This is a genomic window from Accumulibacter sp. (assembly GCF_023806635.1).
GTDB lineage: Bacteria > Pseudomonadota > Gammaproteobacteria > Burkholderiales > Rhodocyclaceae > Accumulibacter.
In genome coordinates, this window is sequence record NZ_JAMTDQ010000029.1 from 71,619 (window position 1) to 97,491 (window position 25,873).

The window sequence follows — 25,873 nt, forward strand, 5'->3', positions numbered from 1 at the left end:
CGCCTTGCGGCAGGAAATCCGGATCGATGGCCGCAAGACGGTGAGGCGGCGGGTGGGCCGCTACCGTGTCGCCCGCTCCTCCGGCAGGGAAACGAAACCGACACGCTGCAGTCCGGAACGGACGGCGATCGCCAGCACCCGCGCGACGCGCTCGTAGTGCACGTGGCGATCGGCGTGCAGGTGCAGTTCGGGTTGCGGCACCTGTCGGCCGGCGGCAGCACAGCGTTCGGTCAGTTGCTCGAGCGTCAGCGGCTCGCCGTTCCAGTACAGTGCACCGTCCTCGCGCACCGCCAGCTCGACGCGCTCGTCGCGGGTCACATTGACCTCGCTCGACGCCTGCGGCAGGTCGATCTTCACCGCATGCGTCAGCAGCGGCGCGGTGACGATGAAGATCACCAGCAGCACCAGCATCACGTCGACCAGCGGCACGACGTTCATGTCGGCGCGTGGCGCCGCCTGGCGCTGGCGGCGGAAGCGGCTGTCGCTCATCGACCGGCGGCGGGCGCCTGCGCGGCAGCGGCATCGGCGGCGACGCCCTTCACCGTCAGCAGCACGTAGAGCTCGTGCGCAAAGCCTTCGAGGCGCGCCAGCCACAGGCGGTTGCGGCGGTTGAAGGCGTTGTGGGCGAGCACCGCCGGAATCGCCACCGCCAGGCCGAGCGCGGTCATGATCAGCGCCTCGCCGACCGGTCCGGCGACCCTGTCGAGCGTTCCCTGGCCCGACAGCCCGATCTGCACGAGCGCATGGTAGATCCCCCAGACGGTACCGAACAGCCCGATGTACGGCGCCGCCGAGGCGGCGGAGGCGAGCATCGTCAGGCCATACTCGGCGGCAGCCGCCTCGTCGTCGATGACGTGGCCGAGCCGCCGGCTGAGGTATTCGGCGAAGCCGCCTGCCGCCGCCAAGCTGACGTCGCCGCTGTCGGCGAGCGCGTCGAGCCCCTCGGCAGCCAGGCGCGCGAAGGCGTGATCGCACGCCTCGTCCTGCAGGCGGCGTCGCAGGTCTTCGCTGCGGCTGCTCCAGAAGCGCGCAAGAAAGGCCTTCGCCCGTCGCTGCGCGAAATGGCTGGCCAGCGAGCGGCTGATGATCAGATACCAGCTTGCCAGCGACAGGAGCAGCAGGACGAGCAGGACCAGCCGGCCGACGAGGTCGGCCTGCGAGAGGAAATGGGCCACACCGAAGCCATCAACGAACTGTGACTGCACGATTCGGAATCCAGGGAAGGTTGTCTGCCTGCGGCAGGGGAAGCGGCACGAAGGAGGCGGGAGGGCCGCATTCCAACCGCAGAGGCGGGCCGCGACGTGACCGGGCAACGCTCTACCGGGCGTGTCGGGCCGCGGTCGTCGGTGCCTGACGTCACTGCAGGACGAAACGGAAAGGCTGCAGCGCAACGGCGCGCGCGCCACGACCGAAGCCCGGCGGTACACTGCAGCGCCAGCCCCTGACCGCTGCCAGCGCGGCGTCGTCGAGCCGTTGATGACCGCTGCCGCGCTCGACCCGCGCCGCGGCGACGCTGCCGTCCTCGCCGAGTTCGACCCGCAGGATGACTTCGCCGGTCTCCTCCAGCCGTCGCGACAGCGGCGGATAGGCGGGGGCTGGCCGGTGCTGGCAGACGACCGACAACTCGGACCCCAGGGCCACCGCTCCCCGTTGCGCCGGCGGCGTCGTTGCGGCAACCGCTGCCGGCGCGTCGACGACCACGGGGAACTGCTCGGCGGTGGCTGCCACGACCGCCGCTGCGCTCGCCCGCGGCGGCGTCACCAGCAGCGCCTGGCGTGGCGGCGGTCGCTGGCGTGGCGTCGCGGGCTTGCCCGGCGGCTGCGGACGATGCGGCTCGGCCGGCAGCGGAACGCGCGGCGGCGTCAACGTCGGCGCGACGAAGTCGACCTGCAGCATCCTCACTTCGGCGTGTGCCGCGAGGAGACGGTGCGTCCACAGGCCATAGGCTGCCGCGACGTGGATGACGGCGACGACGCCGAGCGCGAGGATCGCTTCGCGAGGCCTCCGACGCGGGCCGGCAGCGGGTGAACCCGGCCGCCAGCCAGTCGCGGACACCGCCATCACCGGCGATGGTCGATGCGGCGACTCGCCGCCACCTACAGCTTGAAGCTGATGCCGGTATAGACCGAACGGCCCATTCCGGGAACCGCGATGCCCCAAGGAACCCCGTTCAACATCATGGTCTGGCCCTGGCCGGTGTAGGCACCCCCGAGCGGCAGGTAGTAGAGCTTGTCGAAGACGTTGTCGATGCCGAAGTCGAGACGTGCCTGCTTCCACGAGTAGCTGGCGCGCAGGTTGAGCAGGCCGTAGCCTGGTGTGCCGATCTCGTTGCGCACGTCGGACAGGTGGTCCTTCGACGTCGCGCCGACGAACTCGAGCGCGTTGTCCCAGCCGCCAAGACGGTGGGTCAGCGTCAGCCGGGCGTTGAACGGCATGATGTTGTACAGGCCGTCGCCGGTGTCGCGGTTCTTGCCGTAGGTGTAGGAGACGACTCCGTTCAGCCCGAAGTTGCCGTAGCTCGAGCTGGCCAGCGGCAACTCGCCGGAGAGGTCGATGCCGTAGAGCTCGGCCGACTGGTTCGCGTACTGCAGGACGACGAACTGGTTGCTCGTCGTCGCGTTCGGCGGCTGACAGGTGGTGTTGTTGTTGCATCGGATCGCGTCGATGTAGTCCTTGACCCGCGTGTAGTAGGGCGTCGCCCGCAGTTGCCAGCTGCGGTCGCTCGCATGCCAGTCGACCGACGCCGAGACCGTGTACGCGACCTCCGGATCGAGGTCGATGTCGCCGTAGTAGCCGTTGCCGTCGCCGGCGAAGTTGTTCATCACCGCCGCCATCGACCAGGTCGACCACGTGTAGCGCTCGTACAGGTTTGGCGAGCGCGTCTTGCGCGCGACACCGACTTCGAGGTCGGTCTGGGCGTCGAGCACGTAGCGGGCGAGGGCGGTGAGATCCCAGTTGTTGTCGCTCCGCTTGCGATCCTGCGCGTTGAACGCAGCGGCATCGGCCTGCTGGTTGCTGTACATCCGCATCGGCATCATGCCCATCATCATGGTCGTGAAGTTGATGTTCGGGTTGTAGCCCTGCACCGGACCGGCATCCGTCGTGACGCGCTCGTAGCGGACGCCGACCAGGGTCGTCCACTGCGCGTCGAGTCGCGATTCCCACTCACCGAAGATGCCGAAGCGGTCGCGCGTACCATCGTTGATGTTGTCGAAGGTCAGCGGCCACATCGCGCTTCCGGACGCCGGCCAGTAATCGTCGAGGCGGTAGTGCTGGTAGAGGCCGCCGGTACGCAGCAGGTCGTTGGCGCCAAGATTGATGTCGGCACGCAGGGTGACACCGCTGGTGTTGCTGTCGGTCTTCATCGGCATGCCGGCAGCGCAGGTTGCGCTGATCGGCGAGCATGGCAGGCCCGTTGGTGAAGCCATGCCGTAGTAGAAGCGCTTGTCGGGACCGAAATCCATCAGATGGTCGACCGTTTCGTAGTAAGCACGGGCGTCGAGCTGACCCCAGTCGAACTGCCCGCGATAGTGCAGGTTGAAGCGGTTCTGAGTGTTGCCCAGCATGTCCATCCGCTGGTTCGGGAACAACTGCTCCGGAATGTCCTGGTACGCATACTTGAACTCCACGAGGTGGTCGCTCGGCCGGTAGGCGAGCCCGAACTGGTAGTTGTGCGTCTCGTAGGCCGTCGAGCCGACCTCGTCGCGCGCCAGCGTGCGTCCCGGATTGCCGGTCGCGGTGAAGTTCTTGAAGTTGCCACCGGCGGTGTAGTTGTCCGCCTTCGCGGTCGTGGCACTGAAGTTGGCGCTGAGATTCTCGTTGGCGACGACGGCCGACAGGTTGCCGCCCCAGGCATTGCCGTTGCTGCGGTAGAACCCTCCGACCTCGCCGCCGAGCAGCGGGCTCTGGCCTGCTGCCGCGAAACGTGGTGCCAGCGATTCGGCGATGATCGTACCGCCGATGCTGTCGCCACCGAGGCTGACCGGCGTGACGCCGGGAATGACGCGCAGCTTGCTGACGCCGTTCGGGTCGAGATACGAGAGCGGCGGGTTCATGTGGTTCGGGCAGGACGCAATCAGGTCCATTCCGTCGACGAGGATGCGGTTGCGGTCGTCGGCGAGGCCACGGATCACCGGCAGGCTCGACACGCCGCCGGCGCCCTGCAACTGGACGCCCGGGACATCGCGCAGCAGGCTCGCGGTGTCGCTGGTCGCCGGGCGCAGGGCCCGCATCGTCTCTTCGTCGACGCGGCTCGCGGCCGGCAGCGGCTGCAGGCGGTTCTCCTCGACGACCACCGGCGCGAGCTGCGCTGGCCGCTCGGCGCCGGCGGCAGCGCCCGCCCCGTCGGCGGCGGCTGCCGGCAGCATGCCACTGGCCCCGAAAGCCGCGATCAACGCGGCCATGCGATTGATCCGGAACTTCATTTCCCCACTCCTCCCGATGGACATTCGTCGGCGCTGGATTCTGGCAGAAGCGGGTGGGGCACGGAATGCGACACATTGTCGCGGATCGTGCCGGACGGCCGCCGCGGGCGCAGCGGCCAACGACCACGTTGGCGGCAGCAGCAGCGGGCAGGCGCAACGTCCCGCCGGCCAGGCGTTGCGCCGGCCTGCCCGCCCGCTCACTGCCCGGGTGCCGGGGACAGGCTCGCCGTGGTGTCTCCGAGTGTCAGCAGCGCGTCGATCACTACCCGGACGCGCGGCGGCACGAGCCGGCCCGACGGGTAGACGATGCTGATCGGCTCCGCCGGTGCCCGGCTCGAGGACAGCACCTCGACGAGACGGCCACTGGCGATCTCGTCGGCGACCATGTAGTCGGGTACCTGCACGAGGCCGAGGCCGAGGCAGGCGCTGTGGACGGTGCCTTCCCCGTCGTTGACCTGCACCCGCGATGGCGGGTCGAGTTCGCGGCGTGTGCCGCCGCTGGCGAAAACCCAGCTGCGCAAGCGACCGCTCGTCGGCAGCCGGTGCACGACCGCCTGGTGTCGTGCGAGATCGTCGATCGTCCGCGGGACGCCGTGCTCGCGCAGGTAGCCCGGGCTGGCGCAAAGGAGCAGCGCCTGTTCGCTGAAACGCCGAGCAACCAGTCGTGAGTCGCTGAGCGTGCCGACACGCACCGCCAGGTCAATGCCGTCCCGGATCAGATCGGTGTAGCTGTCGTGCAATCGCAGGTCGAGCTGCAGTGCCGGGTGACGCTCGAGCAGCCGCGCAAGCACCGGCAGCAGGACGCGACGGCCGTAAACGATCGGCAGATCGACGCGCAGCAGTCCAGCGGGTGCACTGCGCGTGCCAGCGGCTTCGGACTGCAGTGCCTCGACCTCTTCGAGGACGCGCCGGCAGCGCTCGAACAGGCGCTCTCCGTCGGCAGTCGGGCGCACCTGTCGCGTCGTCCGATGAAAGAGCTTGACGCCCAGTGAGTCCTCGAGCCGGACAACGGCCTTGGCCAGGGTCGACGGAGCGGTTCCCAGCTTGCGCGCGGCGGCGGCGAAGCTGCCGTGTTTGACCGTTTCGGCGAAGGCGATCAGCTGCTGCAGACCCTGCATGGCGGGAACCCGTGAATTGAGGATATTGTGTCTCCAATGTTACGGCATTCCAGAGGATTCCGTCCTGGTGCATTTGCGCGCAAGCTTCGTTGCAAGCTCGCGCCGCGGGCCGCAAGGCGTCGAATGAACCGACGTTCTCGTCCATCGATCAGGAGAAGACTCATGCATGTTCACCCGCAGACCCCACCAAGCGCCACCCCGATTCCCGGCATCGCCCACAGCACCTGGGCCGGCCGGGCGCAGGGCCTGACGCAGCTCAGTCTCTGGCGGCAGAGCATTGCGCCCGGGTGTGCCACGCCGCCGCACCGGCACGACTGCGACGAGATCGTCCTCTGCCTGTCCGGCAGCGGCGAACTGCTCATTGCCGGAGCGGTGCACCCGTTCGGCGCCGGGCAGACGATCACCGTGCCGCGCGACGCCCCGCACCGGATCGAGGCCGTCGGCTCGGAGCCACTGGAGATCATTGCCGTTCTGGCGGCGTCGCCGGTCGCGGTGTTCCTTCCCGACGAGCAGCTCCTCGATCTGCCGTGGCCCAGCTGAGCGACGCCAGCGATCGGCTCCCGGACGGCGAAGGTGGCGCAGGAGGCAGGGGGCGAAGCCGGACCGGCCGCCTCCTGCTGGCGATCAGGCCCGCTGCGGGCTTATCATTGATTCCTCGCCAGATCCTCAATCACCGACAGGACGTGCCATGCAGCCATTGCTCCGGATGCTGTTCAGCCTCTTCCTCCTCATCCTCGCGCCAGTCGCCGTCGCGGCGACCGACGACCCGCATGCGGCCGACCGGCAGGCGCTGATCAAGCTGTTTCGCGAGATGGAGGCGGCGATCAATGCGCAGGACGTCGAACGGATGATCGCCCAGATGCACCCGCAGGTGACGGTGACCTGGCTCAACGGCGAGGTGTCGCGCGGCCACGACGAGGTGCGCGCCTACTATCACAAGATGGTCAAGGGCGAGAAGCGGATTCTCGACCGCTACCTGACGACCGCCAGGCTCGGCAAACCGGCGCGCTTCTTCGGCAACGGCGAGGTGGCAGTGGCCGACGGGACGATGGTGGACCAGTTCTTCCCCGTCGCCCGTGGACCGTTCGCGCTCGACTCCAACTGGACTTCGACCTCGGCGAAGGTGGGTGACCGGTGGCAGGTGGTTTCGATGCACCTGTCGTCGAACGTGTTCACCAACTCGCTGCTTGCCGAAGCCGAGCGGGCGATCTGGTATGTCGGCGCCGGCGCCGGCGTCGGCGGCCTGCTGCTCGGCTGGCTGCTCGGTCGCTGGCGGCGACGCTAGCGCGGCTCCCGGTTCAGGGGCTGCAGCCGCAGCGCAGCAGGTAGTAGAAGGCCGGCGCCGACAGGCAGAGCGAGTCGAGCCGGTCGAGCATGCCGCCGTGACCGGGAATCAGCGTTCCCCAGTCCTTGATGCCGCGCTGCCGCTTCTGCGCCGAGAGCAGCAGTCCGCCGCAGAAGCCGAGGACGCCGAGCAGAAGCGAGACGAGTGCCGCGCCGGCCGCGGTGAACGGGGTCAGCGGCGCCAGCCAGGCGCCGAGCGCGCAGGCGCTGAGAAGGCCGCCCACCGTGCCCTCGACGGTCTTCGCCGGCGACAGGCGGGGAGCGATCGGATGCCGTCCGAGCAGCTTGCCCCACAGGTACTGCAGGACGTCGCCGACCTGCACGACGAGCAGCAGGAAGACGAGCAGCCACGCATTGCGCTGCCCGCCCTCGGCGTCGCCCGGCAGCGTCAGCAGTGCCGGAACGTGCGCGATGCCGTAGACGCAGAACAGCAGGCCGGCCTGCAGCGCTCCGATACGTGCCGGCGGCTTGCCGTTGGCGCGGCGCAGCCGTTCGCCGAGGGGCAGGACGAGCACGACGCAGAGCGGGATCAGGCTGCCGAACAGCGGGCCGGGAGCACCGCAGAGCAGCAGATACTGCAGCGGCACGACGATGCCGAAGCTCGCCCAGCGCAGCGCCCGCGGCAGCGCGGCACCGGCTTCGCCGGCGAGGAACTCGCGCAACGCGAGCAGCGAGGCGAGGGCAAACAGCAGGATGACGCCCGGCCGTCCGGCGAGCAGCGCCAGGCCGACGGCGATGGCGATCAGCCACCAGCCGTCGATGCGCTGGTTGAGATTGTCGAGCAGCGCATGCGGTTGCCGGCGGGCCGGCCGCAGCCGCAGCAGCCGGGCGACCAGGGTGGCCAGCAGCAGGACGCCGGCGATGCCGCCAGCCATTCGCCAGGCGGCGGCAGGCAGCTGCGGCAGCAGGTCGGCGTCGAGCCAGTCCATGCGCGCTTGTGCCGCGTCGCGTCAATCGCCCGCGATGCCTGCCGGCGGCTGCCGCCGCTGCCAGTCGGCGAGGGCAGCGATTGCCGGTGCACCGAGGGCGATCGCCGGTCGCGCGCGTTGCACCAGGGCGACGGCTTCGCCGGCGGTGGCGACCTGGCCGCTGCGCAACAGCCAGGCAGCGACGACGAGCGCGCTGCGCGCCAGGCCGAGCGCGCAGCAGACGAGTACCGGACCGCTGGCGAGCGCGCGCTGCAGGTGTGTCAGCGCGGCGTCGATCTGGTCGCCGTCCGGCGTCACCAGATCGAGCATCGGCACGCTGGCGTGCGCCACGCCGGGGGTGCTGCAGGGCAGCTCGGCGCACACATCGACGACCGTCGCCACCGGCAGCAGGCGCAGATCCGCGGCGCTGGGCAAGCGACCGAGCAGGACTCCGGGGACAACGATGTCGGCGACGGCGAGCCGGCGCGTCCACCAGCAGCGGTTGAGCCAGGCGCCGACCAGGTAGGGGCCGAGCAGGCAGCGCACGGCGACGGGCATCGAGCCGTCGTCGCGCTTGCCGAAGGCCCGGCCATCGAGCAGCAGGTAGATCGCTGCCACCATGGCCAGTGATGCCGCCGGCCAGAGCAGCCAGAGCCAGCCGCCGCCGGCCAGCGTGGCGAGGCCGCCGAGGCTGATCGCCGCGGCGGCGTAGGCCAGCGACAGCCAGCGTCGCCGTCGATCGGGACTGCGTCGCAGGCGGCAGAGCGGCGAGCCGCCCGCGTCCGGAAACAGCCAGATGGCCAGGCAGCCAAGCCAGAGCCCGGTCGGAACGTCGAAGAAGTGGTGCTGCCAGGTGGTCAGCACCGAGATGCCGATCAGCAGCGCGACGCCATGGACCGCAGCGTGCCAGCGCCGCGGGACGACCCGCAGATAGGGCGCGAGGAGGACGACGAGCAGGGCGATGTGCAGCGACGGCGCCTGGTTGTAAGGCTGGTCGAAGCTCGTCAGCAGATCGAACAGCCAGCCGAAGGCGCCGTCGACGGTGCCGCGCTCGAAGGTCACGCGCAGCGGGAAGACGAGAAAGCAGCCGATCGCGATCAGCTGCGTCGCCAGCAGGCGGCAGGCGTGCGTGTCGAGTTCGCGGCGCGTCCGGCAGAGCAGCAGCGAGAGGCCGTAGAGCAGGTCGATCAGCCAGTAGGGGACGATCGTCCAGGGCAGCAGCGGGATGTGCCGCTCCCAGTCGAAACGGATGAAGCCGACATCGCTGCGCTGGCCGCTGACCCAGGTGGCGAAGCCGTAGCTGGCGAAGAAGAAGGGGCCGAGCAGCAGCAGCCAGGCGAACGCCCGCCGCCACGGACGGCGCCCGGCGGCGCCGGCAGCGTCGGCACGCAAGGGCGACGCCGGCGCGGAGCTCAATCGCGCCGGGCCAGCGAGACGCTGAACATGCCCCAGTCGTCGATCCACTGTGCCAGCTTGCTGAAGCCGGCGACCCGCACCAGTTCGTCGATCTCCGCCTGCGTCCGCCGCCGCATGATCCACGGCTGGTGGCCCCGATGGCTGGTCAGCGTGCGGGCGATCAGCTCGAGCTGTGGATGCCAGGGCTGGCCGGTGTAGATCAGGTAGCCACCGCGCTCGACGGCCTGCGCGAGTCCGCGCAGCGAACTGGCGACGAGCTGGTTGTCGGAGAACAGTTCATAGAGGCCGGAAACCGTCACCAGGTTGGGCTGCGGTCTGATCGCCGCGAGCGCGGCCTCGGCGAAGGCGTCGCCGGTTTCGCAGCGGGCGATGCCGGCGAACCCCGCGGCTTCGAGCAGTGCCTGTGCCTGCGCCACGTTGGCCGCGTCGAGGTCGCGCAGGAGCAGCGACTGCGGTCGCTCGGGCAAGGCCTGCACGGCCTCGACGAGATAGCGCCCGTGCCCGGCGGCAGGGTCGAAGACACGAATCGGCCGGCCGGCGGCACGCAGCCGCGCGGCGGCATTGGCGATCGCCACCAGCAGGTGCGTGCGGCGAATGCGGATGCCGCGCCAGCCGATCGAGTCGAGATAGCCACGGTCGATCAGCCGGCCGAGCAGCAGTCGGCCACGCGCCTGATTGCGGTACACATGATCGAGGCTGCTGCCCGAATCGAAACCGGTCCTGAGGCCGGTGGCGATGCCTTCACTCAGCCGGCCGAGCGTGCGCATCGCCAGGCGGGTACCGGCAAAGCCGAGGCGGCGCGGCGAGAGCAGCGGCAGCGGTTGGCCAAGCCGCCGTTCCTCGTCGCGGGTATGGCCGAAGCGATCCGCCTGCAGCAGCGAGTCGGCGGCGGGTGGCGCCGCGAACATGCGCTCGATGAAGGCGCGGATCGCCGCCAGCGGCAGCCGGCGCTCGCGCTCGCCGAGCGTGTCGTGCAGGAACCCGGGCAGCAGGTGGCATTCCTTGACCGGCGAACCGAGACGTTCGAAGAAGCGCTCCTGCGGCCGGCGATGAACCACCCAGTCGTTGCCCGGGATCAGCAGTTGCAGCGGCACGCGGATCGCCTGCGCATCGGCGACCACCCGGTCGGCGGCGTCGGCGAGTTCGAGCAGGACACGCGCCGAGATGTTGCGGGTGATCAGCGGATCCTCGTCGTAGGAAGCGATGCGCTGCGGATCATGGGTGAGGAAGCGCGCCTTGACGTAAGAGGTGATGAAGAAGTTGCCGAACAACCGCCGCATCAAGGCCAGCCCCGGACGTGCCAGCGGCACGTAGAGGCGGACCTCGAAGGCCGGTGCCGTGAGTACCAGGCAGCGCAGGCGCGGCGCGTAGTCGTGCACCCAGGTGGCGGCGATGACCGCGCCGACGCTCTGGCCGATCAGAGCGATGTCCTCGATGGCGATGCCGCAGACGTCGCTGACGTGCGTGACGAAGGCGTCGAGATCGCGGACGAGGGCGGCAAAGCCCGGGCTGTCACCGCGCGTACCGGGCGATCGTCCGTGGCCGCGCGCATCCCAGGCGAACAGGGCGAACTCGTCGAGGCCGAGTTCGTCGACGACATGCTGCAGGCGTCCCGAATGCTCGTGACCCCGATGCAGCAGGATCAGCGCGCGCGCCGTGCTGCCGGCCTGCCTCGGTGGCCAGTGGCGATAGAAGAGGCGGCTGCCGTCGTGCGTCGTGAATTGTCCTTCCACTGCCTGGCGCATGTCACTCCCCTCCGCTGCCTGTCGTCACTGCTGCGCGCTGCGCTGCCCGGCGGCGATGCCGTGCCGGACCCGGTTGCCGATGGTCAGCACGAGCAGGACGCTGACGATCGCCAGAACCCAGGCGAGCCATGGACCCGGTGCGACGCCACCGCCGAGCAGCAGGCCGAGCGCACCGAAGGCCAGGGCGCGATCGCTCTTGCCCATCGGCCCGTCGTTGCGCCGCCCGTCGTCGTCGGCGGCCAGTACGGCCGCCATTTCGGCAACGTTCGCCAGCACGACGACGAGCACCGCGACTGCGCCGGTGGCTGCCGGCAGGAGGGCGAATGGCAGGTACAGGGCGGCATCCGCCAGCAGGTCGGCGAGTTCGTTCAGGCAGGCGCCGAGCCTCGACGCCTGGCCGAACTCGCGCGCCAGCAGGCCGTCGACCGCGTTCAGCGCCATGCGCAGCAGCAGCCAGCCGGGCAACAGCAGGAACCAGCCCAGCGCGCCGCGCGCCGCGGCCAGCGCCAGCCCGCCGCCGAGCAGCAGCGACGCGGCAGCGGTGGCGACCGTCACCTGGTTGGCGGTGACGCCGCCGGCGTGCAGGTGGCGTACCGCCGGGCGCAACAGCGCCTGGAAGCGCGGCTTCAGCGAGTAGAGCGTCATCGGTGGCTGCGGGCAGGTCGCCGCCCAGCAAACAGCATGCCGCCCGCAGGCGGCATCGGCGGCTGCCGGAGCCCCGCTGCCGGGGCCCCGTCTGGCTGCGTCAGAACTCGAAGTCCTCCTCGTAGAACTCGAGCGGGCCACGCGCCGCGGCACCCCGGTCCTGTTCGCCCTTGCGCAGCTCGACGCGGCGAATCTTGCCCGAGATCGTCTTCGGCAGTTCGCCGAACTCGATCCGCCGCACGCGCTTGTACGGCGACAGCCGGCTGCGCAGGAAGACGAAGATGTCGCGCGCCAGTTCGCGGCTCGGCTCATGGCCGGCGCGCAGCGTCAGGAAGGCTTTCGGCACCGCCAGCCGCAGCGGATCGGGGCTCGGAACGACCGCCGCTTCGGCGACCGCGTCGTGCTCGATGAGGACGCTCTCGAGTTCGAACGGGCTGATGCGGTAGTCCGACGCCTTGAAGACGTCGTCGGCGCGGCCGACGTAGGTGATGTAGCCATCGGCGTCGACGGTTGCCGTGTCGCCGGTGTGATAGAAGCCGTCGCGCATCACCTCGGCGGTCTTTTCCGGGTCATCGTCGTAGGCGATCATCAGTCCGATCGGGCGCTGCGCGAGGTCGAGGCAGATCTCCCCCTCTTCGGCGACGTGCCCGTCGACATCGACCAGCCGCACCTGATAGCCGGGCATCGGGCGGCCCATCGAGCCGAGCTTGACGACCTGGCCGGGCGAATTGCCGACCTGCGCCGTCGTTTCGGTCTGGCCGAAACCGTCGCGCAGCGTGATGCCCCAGGCTTCCTTGACCTGATCGATGACTTCCGAGTTGAGCGGCTCACCGGCACCGATCAGTTCGCGCACCTTCACCGGATACTTCTTCAGGTCTTCCTGGATCAGCATTCGCCAGACGGTCGGCGGCGCGCAGAGCGTCGTCACCGAGCAGCGGACCAGCGTTTCGAGGATCGCCGCGGCGGCAAAGCGGGCATAGTTGTAGATGAAGATCGTCGCGCCGGCGTTCCACGGTGCGAAGAAGCAGCTCCAGGCGTGCTTCGCCCAGCCCGCCGAGCTGATGTTCCAGTGCACGTCGCCCGGCTGCAGGCCGAGCCAGTACATCGTCGACAGGTGTCCGACGGGGTAGCTCTGCTGGCTGTGCAGGACGAGCTTCGGTTTCGACGTCGTGCCCGAGGTGAAGTAGAGCAGCTGCGGGTCGGTCGCTTTCGTCGGGCCGTCGGGCAGGAAGTCGGGCGACCCGCTGTAGGCCTGTTCGAGCTGCTGCCAGCCGGCGACGGCGCCGCCGACGGTGACCCGGGTGTAGGCGCCCGGCAGCCCGTCGAACTTGTCGGCGTGCGTGTGGCCGATGATCACGTGCCGGATCTGGCCGCGGTCGATGCGGTCGCGCAGATCATCCGGCGCGAGCAGGGTGGTGGCCGGCGACAGGACGGCGCCGAGCTTGATCGACGCCAGCATCGTGTCCCACAGCGGCACCTCGTTGCCGAGCATCATCAGGATGCGGTCGCCGCGGCGGACGCCCTGGTCGCGCAGCCAGTTGGCGACCTGGTTCGAGCGCCGCGACATGTCGGCGAACGACATCTTCTGCTCCGAACCATCCTCGTTCACCACCCACAGCGCCGGCCTGTCGTTGCCGGCAGCCATCACGTCGAAATAGTCGAGCGCCCAGTTGAAGTCGTTGAGGACCGGCCACTTGAAATCCCGAAACGCCGTCTCGTAATCGGTGCGGTGGGCCTGAAGGAAATCGCGGGCCTGCACGAAGGCCGAATAAGACATCTCTGCTCCTTTCTTGTTGATCAAACCGCTTTCGTGCCGATCTCCGCCGGGACCCTTGCGGGCGTCCGCGCGTGCCGGCGTCTCTCCCCGGCGGCCTGGCTTCGGCAGCGCTTCCCGGTGGCGCACGATCCGCCGCCATCAGGCCGCTGTCGATTCCCTGCCGTGCCTTGCAGACCGGTATTGTAAGTGAGTTGCCACTCTCGCTGCCATCGTTGCGGGCGGCAGGCGCCAGGCACGGCGTTGCGCCGCGCGGGCGCCCGGCGGTGCGGCAGCAGCCGGGTCCTGTCTTGCTCGCCGGCGGCGTCGCGACGCGCGCTAACGGAGGTCGAATGCTGGTGGAAAATGGCCTTCCTCGACCTTGCGGGCGACCGCCTGGCCGATCTCGACCAGTTGCCGCATGTTCTTCGGCTGGTCCATCTCGCGCAGCGTCTGCGCGTCGGCATCGCTGTAATCCGGCCGCACGTTGGCACGCAGCCAGTCACCATCGAGATGGGCGTTGTAGCGCAGGTAGGTGAGCAATGGCAGTCCCCCGCCCGGATGGTCGGTGGCCAGGGTGCCGACCTCGCGATCGATCACCCGCGCCGTCGGGCTGACCGACATCCACTGCAGCAACTGCTCGTTGAGCGCCAGTGCGTCGTCCATCAGCGACGCCAGTCCCATGATCGCGTCGGCTGCCGCCAGTGCCTTCCTGTCCGAGTCATGGCTCGTCTCGTTGATGCCGGTGCCGCAGGAGACGAGCAGCAGCTTCTCTGCTCCGGCCGGCCACTGCAGCGCATAGCCGCGCAGCCAGGCGAGCATCAGCAACTGCAGCGACGGGTTGTTGTGCGGGCTGACGCCGCCGTCGACGAAGACGCCGGCCTGATCGTTGCCGGCAGCATCGCGGCCGACGACCAGCTTCTCGGGATCGAAGTAATGCGGAGCCGCGGTGCTCGCGCGAACGATCTGCCAGAGCAGGAACTCGCTGTTGGCGAGCGCTTTGCCACCCGGCCGCGGGCTGAAGTAGCGGCTGCGCGGGTTGTTGTGCACCACCCACGGGCTGCCGGTATCGAAGCGCTTGAGCATGATCGCCAGACCGGTACGGATGCGCGTCGGGTCGCCGAGCGTGATGTCACCGAACTGGCGCTTGAGCGCTTTTTCGAGCGGCGCTTTCGAGAACTTGGCGCGCAGCAGCCCCCAGCGCAGCACGTCGGGGTCGAAGATGGCATCGCCCAGCTCCTGGTAGAGGCGCTCGAGTTCCGCCGCCGACATGCCGGTCGCCAGGCCGGCAGCAAGGATGGCGCCCGTCGACGTGCCGCCGATGAGATCGAAGTAGTCGCAGAGGCGGAACGTCTCGTCACCGCCGGCACGCTCGCGCAGCAGGCTTTCGATCCGCTTCAGGATCTGGACGGTGAGGACGCCACGGATGCCGCCGCCGTCGAGGGCCAGGATTCGCTTCGGTCCGGGGCTGAAGAGATGTTCGTCGCGATTGGGTCGGGTCATGGTTGCGGTCCTCATGGCTGTGGCGCACTGGTTGCAGAAGGCTGCGGCGAAGGGGCCCGCAGATGGCCATTCTAAGCGCACTGCAGCGGTCCGCGTCGCCGTTTGCGGGGCAGCGCCGCAGCTTTCCCGCGCACCGGCCGCGGCGCCCCTCGAGTGGCGACGTCGGGCGACGCGGATCGGCGACGTGAATCGGCGGTCGGCAGCCGGGTCGGCGGCTGCTAGAATGCCGGCCCATGCAAGTCGATGGCATTCCGCTGCGCACGATCTGGCCGGTCGCCGGCGCGCGTGCCGTCGACATCATCGACCAGACGGCGCTGCCGCATGCCTTCCGCGTCCGCCGCCTGCACGGTCTCGAAGACGCGGTGGAGGCGATCCGCAGCATGCTGGTCCGCGGTGCGCCGCTGATCGGCGTCACCGCTGCCTACGGCATCGCCCTGGCAGTCGCCCGTCGCGCCGACGACGAGTCGCTGCTGGCGGCGGTGCGGCTGCTGGCGGCGACGCGGCCGACGGCGGTCAACCTGTGCTGGGCGCTGGCGCGGATGCAGTCCCGCCTGCTGCCGCTGCCAGCGGCGGCGCGCGCTGTCGCCGCTTGGCGCGAGGCGGTGGCGATCGCCGACGAGGATGTCGAGCAGTGCCGGCGGATCGGCGCGCACGGGCTGCAGTGGCTGCTTGCCGCCCGGCGTGGCGAGCGGCGACTCGAGATCATGACCCACTGCAACGCTGGCTGGCTGGCGACGGTCGATCGTGGCACGGCGCTGGCGCCGGTCTACGCTGCTGTCGAAGCCGGCATCGACATCCACGTCTGGGTTTCCGAGACCCGCCCGCGCAACCAGGGCCTGCTGACCGCCTGGGAACTGCGCCAGCAGGGCGTGCCGCACACCGTCATTGCCGACAACGCGGCCGGGCTGCTGCTCATGCGTGGCGGCATCGACGCGGTGATCGTCGGCGCCGACCGCATCGCCGCCAACGGCGACGTCGCCAACAAGATCGGCACCTGCCTCAAGGCGCTGGCGGCGCGCGCCGCCAGCGTGCCCTTCGTCGTCGCCGCGCCACGCTCGACGATCGATTTCACCTGCGCCGATGGCGCGGCGATCCCGATCGAGGAACGCGCCGGCGACGAACTGCGGCTGCTGCACGGCTGCGACGCCGCCGGCCTGCCCGGCGAGCTGCGGCAACTGCCGCCCACCGCCACGGTCGCCAACCCGGCCTTCGACATCACGCCGGCCAGCCTGGTCGACCATATCATCAGCGAACGCGGCTGCTGCACCCCCGATCGCCTGCGCGCGCTCCACCCGGAGGAGGCCGATGGCTGAACTGCGGCAGCAACTGATCGATTGCGCCCGGCAGATGGCCGCTCTCGGGCTCAACCGCGGCACCGCCGGGAACCTCAGCGTGCGTCTGCCGCCGGCGGGCGAAGCGGCCTTCCTGATCACGCCCAGCGGCATGGCCTACGACGCGCTGCAGCCCGAAGACGTCGTCCAGGTGCGTCTCGACGGTGCCACCAGCGGTCGTCGCCTGCCGTCGTCCGAATGGCGCTTCCACCGCGACCTCTACGCCCGGCGCGCCGACGCCGGCGCCATCCTGCACGCGCATTCGCCCTTCGCCACCAGTCTCGCCTGCCTGCGCCGCGACATCCCGGCCTTCCACTACATGATCGCGCGTTTCGGCGGCGACAGCGTGCGCTGCAGCGACTACGCCACCTTCGGCACGCAGGAGCTGTCGGCGGCGGTGCTGCGCGCGATCGACGGGCGCTGCGGCTGCCTGCTGGCGAATCACGGCATGCTCGTCGTCGGCCGCGACCTGCCGCAGGCACTGGCGCTCGGCGGCGAACTCGAGGCGCTCTGCGAGCAATACTGGCGAGCCTGCCAGATCGCGCCACCGGTGCTGCTCGACGCCGCCGAGATGGCGCGCGTGCTGGCGAAGTTCGCCAGCTACGGGCAGCAGTCCTGAACGGCAGCGGCCCGGCTCACCGCGACCATCACCGGCTCGCATGTTGCGTCTGAGCGAAATCCGCCTGCCGATCGACCATGATGCAGCCGCGCTGCCGGCGGCGGTCGCCGCCCGCCTCGGTGTCGAGGCGGCCGAAGTCCGCTCGCTGGGCATCTTCCGGCGCAGCCACGACGCGCGTCGCAACGGCGCGCTCGCCTTCATCTACAGTGTCGATGTCGAGCTGGCTGACGAAGCGTCGGTGCTTGCCCGCCTCGCCGGCGATCTCCACCTGCAGCCGACGCCCGACATGCGCTATCGCTTCGTCGGCCATGCGCCGGCCGCAGCCGGCGAACGGCCGCTGGTCGTCGGCTTCGGCCCGGCCGGCATCTTCGCCGCGCTGATCCTGGCACAGGCGGGCTTCCGCCCGATCGTCCTCGAGCGCGGCAAGGCGGTGCGCGAGCGCACGCAGGACACCTGGGGGCTGTGGCGCCGCAAGCGGCTCGACCCCGAGTCGAACGTCCAGTTCGGCGAGGGCGGCGCCGGCACCTTCTCCGACGGCAAGCTCTACAGCCAGATCCGCGATCCCGGGCATTACGGGCGCAAGGTGCTCGAGGAGTTCGTCAAGGCCGGCGCGCCGGCCGAGATCCTCTACGTCAGCAAGCCGCACATCGGCACCTTCCGCCTCGTCGGCATGGTCGAGCGCATGCGGCACGAGATCGAGAGCCTCGGCGGCGAGGTGCGTTTCCAGCAGCGGGTCAGTGGTCTGCAGATCGACGACGGCCGCCTGCGCGGCGTGACGATCGCCGACGGCGGCGCAGTGCGCGCCCGGCACGTCATCCTGGCGCTCGGGCACAGTGCCCGCGATACCTTCGCCATGCTGCACGCGGCGGGCGTCGGCATGGAGGCGAAGCCGTTCTCGATCGGTTTTCGCGTCGAGCACCCGCAATCGCTGATCGACCGCGCGCGCCTTGGGCCAAACGCCGGCCACCCGCTGCTCGGCGCCGCCGACTACAAGCTCGTCCACCACTGCCGCAACGGCCGCTCGGTCTACAGTTTCTGCATGTGTCCCGGCGGCACCGTCGTCGCCGCGACTTCCGAGGCCGGGCGGGTCGTCACCAACGGCATGAGCCAGTACTCGCGCAACGAGCGCAACGCCAACGCCGGCATCGTCGTCGGCATCACGCCGGCCGATTACCCCGGCGGGCCGCTCGCCGGCATCGAGCTGCAGCGGCAGCTCGAAGCGCACGCCTTCGCACTCGGCGGCGGCAACTACGAGGCGCCGGCACAGCTCGTCGGCGATTTCCTCGCCGGCCGGCCATCGACCCGGCTCGGCGGGGTGATCCCCTCGTACCAGCCCGGCGTCCGCCTGACCGACCTCGGCAGCGCGCTGCCGGACTATGCGATCGCCGCGATCCGCGAGGCGCTGCCGGCATTCGATCGCCAGATCCGGGGGTTCGCGATGGCCGACGCGGTGCTCACCGGCGTCGAGACTCGCACCTCGTCGCCGCTGCGCATCACCCGCGGCGACGACTGCCAGAGCATCAACCTCGCCGGCCTCTACCCGGCCGGCGAAGGCGCCGGCTACGCCGGCGGCATCCTCTCGGCGGCGGTCGACGGCATCCGCGTCGCCGAGGCGGTGACGCGCGCTCTGCTCGCGGCGGGGGAGGGGCGCGGCTGAGCATCGCGGGGCTGGCAACGGTCTTGGTCGCGTTGTACCGCCTGCGCGGCGAACGGCACGCGATCAGCACGGCCGAAGCGCTGCGCCACCCGGAACCGGCGATGCTCAGCGGCGGGCTGCAGGCCGGGAGCGAGGGAAGCGACCTGCGGCATGCGCATCTCCGGGTGTGCCGAGTGTTCATCCTAGATTCCTCTGTTAAGCCTTGACCGGATTTGATGAACGCCAGATTTGGCAAGGCTTTGCGGCCGATTTTGGCAACTGCGCCACAGTTCCTTTTGGGTGTCCCAGAGACATTCGAAAAATCCAATCTTCATAGCAACTTAGCTGCCATTCCTGGCTTCAACTGAGGAATCTAGGTTCATGGACCACTGGTGGTGACAGCGACTCACCGGGGCCGCCGACGATCCACTGGCACTGACGGCACGGTCGGGGAATTCAGATCACGACGAGATGATGGCTTCTTGCCTCAGGTACCGCTTGCAGTGGGACCGCGCGATCCAGCGTCACCAGGCGGCCACCCTGCTGCACCGCCAGCGCCAGCAGATAAACGTCGCTCACCTGGCGGGAGCCGAGCACGGCAGTCCAGGCAATGCGTCCGCCATCGAGGATGCTCACGGCGTCCGGCCAGAAAACGTGATGGCTGGTCGCGCTTGCTGTGGCGAGGCGTTCGGCTATGGCCCCGGCAGGAAGTGGGTTGGGGTAGCCGGGTTGCGACATGATCCGGATACAACCGTTCTCGGTCAGCGGGCACGACGCCCAGCCCGGCTGAATGTTCTCCTGCAGCCACGCCATCGCTCGCGCGTGATGCAGGTGATCGCTGTCCAGCAGGGCGATCAGCACATTCACATCGAGCAGGGCGCGCATCAAACACCTTCCTCGTCTCGCAGCCGGTCGACCTGCTCGTTGGTGACCACTTTCCCCCGTGACGGGAAGGGGCGGAAACCATGGATGGCCGCCGGCTCGCTGGTGCTGCTGGTCGTCGAAGACGGCGATTGGGTCAGGGCCTGTCGCAAGAGCTGCGAAATCACCCTGCCGGCCGTCGTCCCACCGCGTCGGGCAAGCTCCTTGGCCGCCAGCAGAACATCATCTTCGATATCGACCGTGGTACGCATCAGCATCCTCCTCACATCTGATGCGGCGATGCTAAAGTATCAGCGCGTCACACGCAAGGGACGATGCCAAACCCCATGGAACGAGGCATCACGGCCATGTCCTGACCATTCCAACCCCCGCGCCCGAGCGTTCACGCCGGGCGCACTTCCTCCTGGATGAAACGCCACAGCGCTCCTTGTCCGCGATGCCCATCCCACTGCATCGCCCGGACAACACGAAGTCCGCTCCTTCGATGTCTTTCACCCCACCGCCACGGTATGATTGGACATGGTTGTCGCGACCGGATCCGCTGCCGGCCGATCCGCGCAGCGAGCGCTTTCCGGCGTGGCGAAGCGGGTCGCTGGTCTGCTCGGACTCGCGTGTCGGGGGCGCGAGCGAGCGGCGGCATCGCCCCCGGATCGACGAGTCGTGGCCTCGCAGCAAACCAGCACGATCGTGCGCACCCCGGGGGTGGGTGCGCGGGACGCTTACAACCGGAGCAGCACGGCATGCGACTCTATCTGTCTTCGACGCTTTCCGACCTGGAGGAGGAGCGGCGGGCGGTCAAGGAGGTCCTCAGCGGTCAGTACACGGTCGTCGAGAGCTACGAGGCCGATCCGCGACCACTCTGGCAAAGCTGTGTCGCCGACGTCGCCACGTGCACGATCTACATTGGCATCGTCGGCCTGCGCTATGGATTCGTTCCGCCGGGGCAGGACAAGTCGATCACCGAACTCGAGTTCGACGCCGCGCTGGCGGCGGGTCTGCCTTGCTTCGTCTTCGTCCGGGAAGTCGATGCCATCCCAGCCTCCCGGACCGATCTGTATACGAAGCAGAATGATCCGGCGCTGATCGAAGCGTTTCGCGCACGCCTGTCGTCCGGCGCGAGCGGCATCCCGCGGGCAGCGCTGTTCACCACCGCCGACGATCTGAAGGTGAAGGTTCTCAGGGCGCTGCAGCGGCAGCCTGCGCCGGCGCTCGATCGGCCCGTCGGCCTGCCATCGCCGCCGGCCGCAGCGAAGCCCGCCGCTCCTGAGACCGCTCCACCGCCGCCATCGCCATCGCCGCCCCTGACCGAACTCCAGAAGCTGCTCAAGAGCTACCTGCAGGACAACTGGGCAGCCTTGCACGGTCATCCGGCATTCCTGCGCGCCAACCTGTTCCCGGACCTCGATCAGGCGGTGCCGCTCAGCGCCGAGCGCGTCTTCGCCATGGCGTGCGATGGTCCGCCGATCGAGCTTCTGCTCGGCGCCCGGGAATTTTTTCAAGCCAGGGCGGCGAGGGGTGTCTCGCCCGCATCGTCCGTCTCCGAAAGCGACGGCATCGTCTGCAGCGCCATCGTCCGTTGCGCGCTCGTCGCCGCCGAGCGTTACGTCAGGGGCAAGGTCGACGGCGGTGCGCATCGCGATCACGACCCCGTGTGGAGTTCCGATCATCTGGTGGCATGCATCGAAGCCGCGGTGCGGCTGGGCTTTGGGCTGTGTTTTTCGCCAGGGAGCCCGCAGCCCGAGAATGTCTTCCGCCTCGTCCATCCGGTTCCGGAACCCGGAGTGGCGGGGGAAGAAGGCGCCGCGCTCTCGGCGGCTGAACTCCTGGCAACGATCGAGCGGCGCGAGTTCCAGACCGGTCAGGACTATGACCCCGATTACCTGCGCGCCTTCATTCGACGTCGTGCCAGCGGACTTGGTACGGCGCTGGTGGTGAGCACGGATGCGGCAGGCCGTTTCGAGAGCGCGGAACGGCGAGCGGAACTTCTCAAGGATCTGCGCGAGCAGTTCGATCTGCGCACCTTCTTCCAGCGGCGAGGCGAAGACGCGATGCCGCCCTGGGCCAGACAGATGCAGGACAGCCTGCTGCATGCGCTTGGCCCGGTTCTTGACATCTCGCTGCACAAGGCGGCGATCACGGAGAAAGACATGGCCCAAAGAGAATCCGAACGTGCCGCTGCACCGGCGGTCACCAACCTCACGATGACTTTCAACGCCCCCGTCGGCACGCTCGCGCAGGCCAACGCCCCGGGGGCGCAAGCCGCCGCCCGCGACATCGTCAACGGTCTGCAGGGCGCCGAGTTGCTGCAGGTCCTGGCGGCGGTGCAACGGGCGATCGATGCCTGCGCCGCGCAGCCTGGCGACGCGGCGCAGCGGCGGCTGATGGAGCAGGAACTCGATGAGGTCCGCACGGTGTTGCAGGGAGAAGGGCGCTCGGCGTCCGATGCCAAACTCGTCAAGCGCTGTCTCGACGGTGTCGAGACGAGCGCCAGGGCATTGAGCAACGGCCGCGCGATCGTCGAAACACTCGCCCCCGTGTGGGCCGGCCTCAAGCAGTCCTGGCCCGCTTTTCTCGCGCTCTTCAACTGACCGACAGGCAAACCGATGACCGCAGCCGCCACCCCCAATTCTCCCTTCGCCGCCCTGCAGCCGGGCGCGGTCCAGGAACTCGGCGAATCCGCCGGCCAGGCGCGCGCCTGGCACCAGTGGTCGGCGGCCGAAATCGACGCGCTGACGCTGGCCTACGCGGCGCGCCGGCCGCTGCTCGTGCGCGGCGAGCCGGGCACCGGCAAGACGCAGCTCGCGCGTGCCGCGGCCGACGCGCTCGGCTGGCGCCTGCACGCCGAAACGATCCATCCGCGCTTCGAGCCGCCCGAGCTGCTGGCGCGTTTCGACGCCGTCCGCCGGCTCGCCGACGCGCAGGCCGGCGCAGGCGCCGAAGACAGGCTCACCGACCTGAAGCGCTACTGGCGGCCCGGCGTGCTGTGGAAGGCCTACGGCTGGGAGTCGGCGCAGGACTTCCTGGCCGACGGCGAGCGCGGCATCGATCCGGCGGCGCCGGCCGGGCACGTCGTGCTGATCGACGAGATCGACAAGGCCGACAGCGACCTGCCGAACAGCCTGCTCGAAGTCCTCGCGCAGCGCAGCTTCCGCGTCGAGCCGCTGGCGCAGCCGATCGGTGGGCCGAATGCGCAGCCGCCGCTGATCGTCATCACCACCAACGAGGAACGCGAACTGCCGGCAGCCTTCCTGCGCCGCTGCATCGTCCTGACGCAGCAGCCGGACCCCGGAATGAGCTATCGCGACTGGCTCGTCAGACGCGGCGCGGCGCATTTCGCCGCATTGCCGACGGCCAGCCCGCCGCGCGCCGAGCTGATCGCGGCGCTGATCCTCGAGCAGGCCGCCGACCAACTGGTCAGCGACAGGCAGCAGGTGAGCAATCTCAACCTGCCGCCGCCCGGCCTCGCCGAATACCTCGACCTGCTCTACGCCTTGCACGAACTCTTTCCGGGCCAGACCGGCGTGCAGCGGCAGTGGCTCGGTCGCCTCTCGGCGTACGGCTATCTGAAGCAGGGCGTCGTTGCCGGCCAATCCGGCGTGTCGCAGACGCGGGCGCCGATCGACGGCCTTGCCGCGGCGCCGGCGGAGAATGGCTGAATGAGCCCTCGCGGTCTCGCCGGCCGCTCCGACCTGCTGCGCGCCGCGGTCGCCGTCCACGGCGCGCAAGCCGTCGGCAGCGACGAGGCGATCGCCGCCGCCCTCGCGCCGCTCGCCCGCCTGCTCGCCCTGCATCCGCAGCCGCAGCGGGCGGAACGGAGCGATCTGCCGGTCGACGAGCGGCAGCAAGCCGCCGCCGCCAGCGGCCGCAGCGGATCCGGGGCGCCGGCCAGCGCCGCCAGCCGCCGGCTACCGCTGTCGGCGGCGCATTTCGCGCTCGTCGAGTACCGTGTCGAGGCCGCGGCGACGCCGCCGCACAGCCAGCCGTTGCCGCCGCTGACCCGCCTCGACTGCCAGCCGCGGCGATCCGGCAGCGCGCCGCACTCGCCGCTGGTTGGCCGCACGCGGCTGTGGCCGGCGTTGCAGCGCGCGCTGGCGTCGCCGCGACGCGGCCCCCTCGACGTGCCGGCGCTGGTCGGCGAACTGTCGCGCGCGCGTTCGCCGCAGCGCCTGCCGCGGCGGCTGCTGCGCCGCTGGGGCGGCGAGATGGACGTCGTCGTCGATGTCGCGCAGCGGCTCGTTCCCTACGACGCCGACTACCGCGAGTTGCTCGGCGAAGTGCGCCGCCGGCACGGCGAGGGCGGTCTGCGGCTGTGGGTCGTCGATGACTCGCCGTTCACCGCGCGCGCGGTCGCTGCGCCGGGTTGCGCGTCGCCGCCCGCCGCAGCCGGGCCGATTCCCTTGCCGCCGCCGGCGACGCGCGTGCTGATCCTCGGCGACCTCGGGCTGCTCGCCGGCGATCCCGCGCGCGCCGCGGCGTGGCAGGAGTTCACGCGCCGCCTCGCCGCGCACGGCGCGCTGCCCGTCGCCTGGCTGCCGATGTCACCGGCGCTGGTGCCGGCGGAGGCGCTGCGTCACGCTGCGCTGCACTGCCTCGATGGCGCGCATGGCCTGCGCGCGTTGCGCGCGCGCAACGCCGGCACGGCGACGGCGCCTGTTTCGCCACCCGTCGCTCCGTCTGGCGACGCGCCGATCGGCGCGGCGGCGCGGCACCCGCTGCTGCCGGCGCTGCTGACGCGGCTGGCCTGCTGCGTCCGCGTCGAACCCGGATTGCTGCGCGCCTTGCGCCGTATCGACGCCGATACCGCCGCCGAACCCGGCCTCGAGGCGATCGCCTGGTCGTACGCGCCGGCGGTCGCCGCCGGCAGCCGCTTCTGTGAACTCAGCCCGGCCGGCGTCGCCGACTACCGCGATCGCTTCTCCGGACTCGCCGCCGCCGAGCAGCAGGAAATCCTGCGCCGGATCCTCGACGCGCACGCCTGGCGCGGTCGCGCGACCGAAAGCGCCGAACTGCTGATCTGGCAGGCGCATGCCAGGCCGGAAGCGGCCGGCGAAGAATTCGGCGGCCGGCTCGGCGAAGCGCGCGACTGGTTCGCGCGTTTCGGCGCCGCTGCCGCGGAGACGGTGGGCGACGCCGCCGGCTATGCCGGCGATCTGTTCGATCGCCATGGCGGCGACCGCGCGTGGATCGAGGCGAACTCGTCGCTGCTGGCGCCGATCTGGGCGCTGGCCGGCGTCGACGACATCCCCGACGGCCTGCGGCCGGCCGACGTCGCCGCCGCCCGGCGGCGTGCCGGCAGCGAGGCGGTGGCGAGCAGGTGGAGGCTGCGGCAGCAGGACGATCGCTTCGTCCTGCTGCCCGATCGCGGCGAAGAGCTTGCGGGTCGCTGGCCGGCGTTGACCCTCGAGGGTGGTGCCGTCTGCAGCCTGCGCGGCGATGCCGGCTCGCGGCAGCGATGGATCGAAGCGCGCGCGGCGCCGTTGACGCTGCCGCTCGCAGACGCGGCGCAGCTTTCGGCGATCGCCCTCGACAGTGGCCGCCGCCATCATCGTCTGGCGCGCCTGCAGCGCCCGCCGTGGGCGAAGGAGCTGGGACGCGACAGCCACGGTCTGTATCTCGACGTCGAACTCAATGGCGTCGTCCAGCGTTTTCGCTGGATCGACCCGGGAGAGTTCCTGATGGGGTCGCCGGGCGATGAACCCGGGCGCGAGGAGAACGAGGGACCGCGCCACCGCGTGCGCCTGACCCAGGGCTTCTGGCTCGCCGACACCGCGTGCACGCAGGCGCTGTGGCGGGCGGTGATGGGCGGAAGCAATCCGAGCGCTTTTCAGGACGACGCGCGCAACCCGGTCGAGAACGTGTCGTGGGATGACACGAGTGCCTTCCTGCAACGGGTGTCTTCGCTGGTTCCCGGCGTCGTCGCCGAACTGCCGACCGAGGCCGAGTGGGAATACGCGTGCCGGGCGGGAAGCGAGACGCCGTTCAGTTTCGGTACGACGATCACTCCCGAGCAGGCGAACTACGATGGGAATTACCCCTATGCAGGCGGCGAGAAAGGCGTGGACCGGCAGAAGACGGTGCCGGTGAAGTCGTTCGCGCCGACCCGCTGGGGTCTGTACGAGATGCACGGCAACGTCTGGGAGTGGTGTGTCGACGGGAAGCGCGCTTACGACGGCAGCGACGAGGAGAATCCGCGCGGCCCCGAGGACGTGGGCGAGTGGCGCGTCGTGCGCGGCGGCTCGTGGGACGACGGGGCCGTGGGGCTTCGCTCCGCCTGTCGCGACGAGTGGCACCGCGCCATCCGCCTCGGCCCCCTGGGGTTTCGCTTTGCCCTGAGGTCCATCGGCCAGGAGCAGGCTGCGGGCGCGGAGCGCCCGCAGCAGGACTTCAACCCGGCGGGGCCGGAGGCCCCGCCGGGTTTGGCTGCCTTCCCGGGACGGGAAGGCAGCGTGGCTGCTTCGGCGGATGCCGAAGCAGCCACGGGCGGGCGCGGCAAGCTGGCCAAGGCGACCCCGAAGCGATCACGCAAGCAGACAAAGAAGTGAAAGAGGA

General features: G+C 69.9%; 21 protein-coding genes. 8 read left to right on the forward strand and 13 right to left on the reverse strand.

Going from position 1 to position 25,873, the window contains the following annotated elements; all coding sequences use genetic code 11:
* Positions 1 to 60: 60 nt before the first annotated feature.
* The 5 genes from NFW30_RS05170 to NFW30_RS05190 form a co-directional block, all read right to left on the reverse strand.
* Complete coding sequence (locus NFW30_RS05170; protein ID WP_295352706.1) at positions 61 to 489, reverse strand: biopolymer transporter ExbD; 429 nt, start codon at positions 487 to 489, stop codon at positions 61 to 63.
* Complete coding sequence (locus NFW30_RS05175) at positions 486 to 1,205, reverse strand: MotA/TolQ/ExbB proton channel family protein (protein WP_295352709.1); 720 nt, start codon at positions 1,203 to 1,205, stop codon at positions 486 to 488. The genes NFW30_RS05170 and NFW30_RS05175 overlap by 4 nt, the downstream gene beginning before the upstream one ends.
* Positions 1,206 to 1,356: 151 nt before the next feature.
* Positions 1,357 to 2,055 carry an energy transducer TonB gene (locus NFW30_RS05180; RefSeq protein ID WP_295352712.1) on the reverse strand — a complete coding sequence of 233 codons (699 nt, stop codon included), beginning with the start codon at positions 2,053 to 2,055 and terminating at the stop codon, positions 1,357 to 1,359.
* Positions 2,056 to 2,096: 41 nt separating this feature from the next.
* Positions 2,097 to 4,424, reverse strand: coding sequence for a TonB-dependent receptor (locus NFW30_RS05185; RefSeq protein ID WP_295352715.1), 2,328 nt, complete (start codon positions 4,422 to 4,424; stop codon positions 2,097 to 2,099).
* 197 nt (positions 4,425 to 4,621) lie between these two features.
* The gene (locus NFW30_RS05190; protein ID WP_295352718.1) at positions 4,622 to 5,542 is read right to left on the reverse strand and encodes a LysR family transcriptional regulator; all 921 of its coding nucleotides are present in this window, start codon (positions 5,540 to 5,542) and stop codon (positions 4,622 to 4,624) included.
* 162 nt (positions 5,543 to 5,704) lie between these two features.
* On the opposite strand from NFW30_RS05190, the gene NFW30_RS05195 reads away from it, so the two are divergent.
* Positions 5,705 to 6,082 (forward strand): cupin domain-containing protein, encoded by a 378-nt coding sequence (locus NFW30_RS05195; protein WP_295352720.1) that lies wholly within the window; start codon positions 5,705 to 5,707, stop codon positions 6,080 to 6,082.
* Between the two features lie 148 nt (positions 6,083 to 6,230).
* Positions 6,231 to 6,827 (forward strand): nuclear transport factor 2 family protein, encoded by a 597-nt coding sequence (locus NFW30_RS05200; RefSeq protein WP_295352723.1) that lies wholly within the window; start codon positions 6,231 to 6,233, stop codon positions 6,825 to 6,827.
* Positions 6,828 to 6,840: 13 nt separating this feature from the next.
* Here NFW30_RS05200 and NFW30_RS05205 read toward each other — a convergent pair whose 3' ends face one another.
* From NFW30_RS05205 to NFW30_RS05230, 6 genes are all read right to left on the reverse strand, one after another.
* Entirely contained in the window at positions 6,841 to 7,815 is a 975-nt protein-coding gene (locus tag NFW30_RS05205) for a phosphatidate cytidylyltransferase (protein ID WP_295352725.1), read from the reverse strand.
* Positions 7,816 to 7,836: 21 nt separating this feature from the next.
* Positions 7,837 to 9,186 (reverse strand): dual specificity protein phosphatase family protein, encoded by a 1,350-nt coding sequence (locus NFW30_RS05210; protein WP_295371820.1) that lies wholly within the window; start codon positions 9,184 to 9,186, stop codon positions 7,837 to 7,839.
* Positions 9,187 to 9,206: 20 nt separating this feature from the next.
* On the reverse strand, positions 9,207 to 10,955 hold the full coding sequence (locus tag NFW30_RS05215; protein WP_295352730.1) for a bifunctional alpha/beta hydrolase/class I SAM-dependent methyltransferase: 1,749 nt from the start codon (positions 10,953 to 10,955) through the stop codon (positions 9,207 to 9,209).
* A 24-nt stretch (positions 10,956 to 10,979) separates the two neighbouring features.
* On the reverse strand, positions 10,980 to 11,600 hold the full coding sequence (locus tag NFW30_RS05220; protein ID WP_295352733.1) for a CDP-alcohol phosphatidyltransferase family protein: 621 nt from the start codon (positions 11,598 to 11,600) through the stop codon (positions 10,980 to 10,982).
* Between the two features lie 100 nt (positions 11,601 to 11,700).
* Positions 11,701 to 13,377, reverse strand: a complete 1,677-nt coding sequence (locus NFW30_RS05225) for an AMP-binding protein (RefSeq protein WP_295352736.1) — start codon at positions 13,375 to 13,377, stop codon at positions 11,701 to 11,703.
* A gap of 315 nt (positions 13,378 to 13,692) precedes the next feature.
* The gene (locus tag NFW30_RS05230) at positions 13,693 to 14,856 is read right to left on the reverse strand and encodes a patatin-like phospholipase family protein (protein WP_295352739.1); all 1,164 of its coding nucleotides are present in this window, start codon (positions 14,854 to 14,856) and stop codon (positions 13,693 to 13,695) included.
* Positions 14,857 to 15,089: 233 nt separating this feature from the next.
* Here NFW30_RS05230 and mtnA point away from each other — a divergent pair, with 233 nt between their 5' ends.
* Genes mtnA through NFW30_RS05245 form a run of 3 tightly spaced genes read left to right on the forward strand, consistent with a single transcriptional unit; the run spans position 15,090 to position 18,463 of the window.
* Positions 15,090 to 16,169, forward strand: a complete 1,080-nt coding sequence (gene mtnA, locus NFW30_RS05235; protein ID WP_295352742.1) for an S-methyl-5-thioribose-1-phosphate isomerase — start codon at positions 15,090 to 15,092, stop codon at positions 16,167 to 16,169.
* Positions 16,162 to 16,806: a class II aldolase/adducin family protein gene (locus NFW30_RS05240; RefSeq protein WP_295352745.1), complete on the forward strand. Its 645-nt coding sequence runs from the start codon at positions 16,162 to 16,164 to the stop codon at positions 16,804 to 16,806. Before mtnA ends, NFW30_RS05240 begins: the two co-directional genes overlap by 8 nt.
* Before the next feature lie 40 nt (positions 16,807 to 16,846).
* Positions 16,847 to 18,463 (forward strand): NAD(P)/FAD-dependent oxidoreductase, encoded by a 1,617-nt coding sequence (locus NFW30_RS05245; RefSeq protein ID WP_295352747.1) that lies wholly within the window; start codon positions 16,847 to 16,849, stop codon positions 18,461 to 18,463.
* A gap of 435 nt (positions 18,464 to 18,898) precedes the next feature.
* On the opposite strand, the gene NFW30_RS05250 is transcribed toward NFW30_RS05245, so the two are convergent.
* Entirely contained in the window at positions 18,899 to 19,327 is a 429-nt protein-coding gene (locus NFW30_RS05250; protein WP_295352750.1) for a TA system VapC family ribonuclease toxin, read from the reverse strand.
* Positions 19,327 to 19,575 carry a hypothetical protein gene (locus NFW30_RS05255; protein ID WP_295352753.1) on the reverse strand — a complete coding sequence of 83 codons (249 nt, stop codon included), beginning with the start codon at positions 19,573 to 19,575 and terminating at the stop codon, positions 19,327 to 19,329. The genes NFW30_RS05250 and NFW30_RS05255 overlap by 1 nt, the downstream gene beginning before the upstream one ends.
* 489 nt (positions 19,576 to 20,064) lie before the next feature.
* Here NFW30_RS05255 and NFW30_RS05260 point away from each other — a divergent pair, with 489 nt between their 5' ends.
* Genes NFW30_RS05260 through NFW30_RS05270 form a run of 3 tightly spaced genes read left to right on the forward strand, consistent with a single transcriptional unit; the run spans position 20,065 to position 25,866 of the window.
* Positions 20,065 to 21,912, forward strand: coding sequence for a DUF4062 domain-containing protein (locus tag NFW30_RS05260; protein ID WP_295352755.1), 1,848 nt, complete (start codon positions 20,065 to 20,067; stop codon positions 21,910 to 21,912).
* Positions 21,913 to 21,927: 15 nt separating this feature from the next.
* Complete coding sequence (locus tag NFW30_RS05265) at positions 21,928 to 22,980, forward strand: MoxR family ATPase (RefSeq protein WP_295352758.1); 1,053 nt, start codon at positions 21,928 to 21,930, stop codon at positions 22,978 to 22,980.
* On the forward strand, positions 22,981 to 25,866 hold the full coding sequence (locus NFW30_RS05270) for an SUMF1/EgtB/PvdO family nonheme iron enzyme (protein ID WP_295352760.1): 2,886 nt from the start codon (positions 22,981 to 22,983) through the stop codon (positions 25,864 to 25,866).
* Positions 25,867 to 25,873: the final 7 nt, after the last annotated feature.

Bases quoted from the DNA above. Each gene is read 5' to 3' on its own strand.
- NFW30_RS05170 (WP_295352706.1), bottom strand. From the start codon at position 489: ATGAGCGACAGCCGCTTCCGCCGCCAGCGCCAGGCGGCGCCACGCGCC.
- NFW30_RS05185 (WP_295352715.1), bottom strand. From the start codon at position 4,424: ATGAAGTTCCGGATCAATCGCATGGCCGCGTTGATCGCGGCTTTCGGG.
- NFW30_RS05190 (WP_295352718.1), bottom strand. From the start codon at position 5,542: ATGCAGGGTCTGCAGCAGCTGATCGCCTTCGCCGAAACGGTCAAACAC.
- NFW30_RS05195 (WP_295352720.1), top strand. From the start codon at position 5,705: ATGCATGTTCACCCGCAGACCCCACCAAGCGCCACCCCGATTCCCGGC.
- NFW30_RS05200 (WP_295352723.1), top strand. From the start codon at position 6,231: ATGCAGCCATTGCTCCGGATGCTGTTCAGCCTCTTCCTCCTCATCCTC.
- NFW30_RS05205 (WP_295352725.1), bottom strand. From the start codon at position 7,815: ATGGACTGGCTCGACGCCGACCTGCTGCCGCAGCTGCCTGCCGCCGCC.
- NFW30_RS05215 (WP_295352730.1), bottom strand. From the start codon at position 10,955: ATGCGCCAGGCAGTGGAAGGACAATTCACGACGCACGACGGCAGCCGC.
- NFW30_RS05220 (WP_295352733.1), bottom strand. From the start codon at position 11,600: ATGACGCTCTACTCGCTGAAGCCGCGCTTCCAGGCGCTGTTGCGCCCG.
- NFW30_RS05225 (WP_295352736.1), bottom strand. From the start codon at position 13,377: ATGTCTTATTCGGCCTTCGTGCAGGCCCGCGATTTCCTTCAGGCCCAC.
- NFW30_RS05230 (WP_295352739.1), bottom strand. From the start codon at position 14,856: ATGACCCGACCCAATCGCGACGAACATCTCTTCAGCCCCGGACCGAAG.
- mtnA (WP_295352742.1), top strand. From the start codon at position 15,090: ATGCAAGTCGATGGCATTCCGCTGCGCACGATCTGGCCGGTCGCCGGC.
- NFW30_RS05240 (WP_295352745.1), top strand. From the start codon at position 16,162: ATGGCTGAACTGCGGCAGCAACTGATCGATTGCGCCCGGCAGATGGCC.
- NFW30_RS05245 (WP_295352747.1), top strand. From the start codon at position 16,847: ATGTTGCGTCTGAGCGAAATCCGCCTGCCGATCGACCATGATGCAGCC.
- NFW30_RS05250 (WP_295352750.1), bottom strand. From the start codon at position 19,327: ATGCGCGCCCTGCTCGATGTGAATGTGCTGATCGCCCTGCTGGACAGC.
- NFW30_RS05255 (WP_295352753.1), bottom strand. From the start codon at position 19,575: ATGCGTACCACGGTCGATATCGAAGATGATGTTCTGCTGGCGGCCAAG.
- NFW30_RS05260 (WP_295352755.1), top strand. From the start codon at position 20,065: ATGCGACTCTATCTGTCTTCGACGCTTTCCGACCTGGAGGAGGAGCGG.
- NFW30_RS05265 (WP_295352758.1), top strand. From the start codon at position 21,928: ATGACCGCAGCCGCCACCCCCAATTCTCCCTTCGCCGCCCTGCAGCCG.
- NFW30_RS05270 (WP_295352760.1), top strand. From the start codon at position 22,981: ATGAGCCCTCGCGGTCTCGCCGGCCGCTCCGACCTGCTGCGCGCCGCG.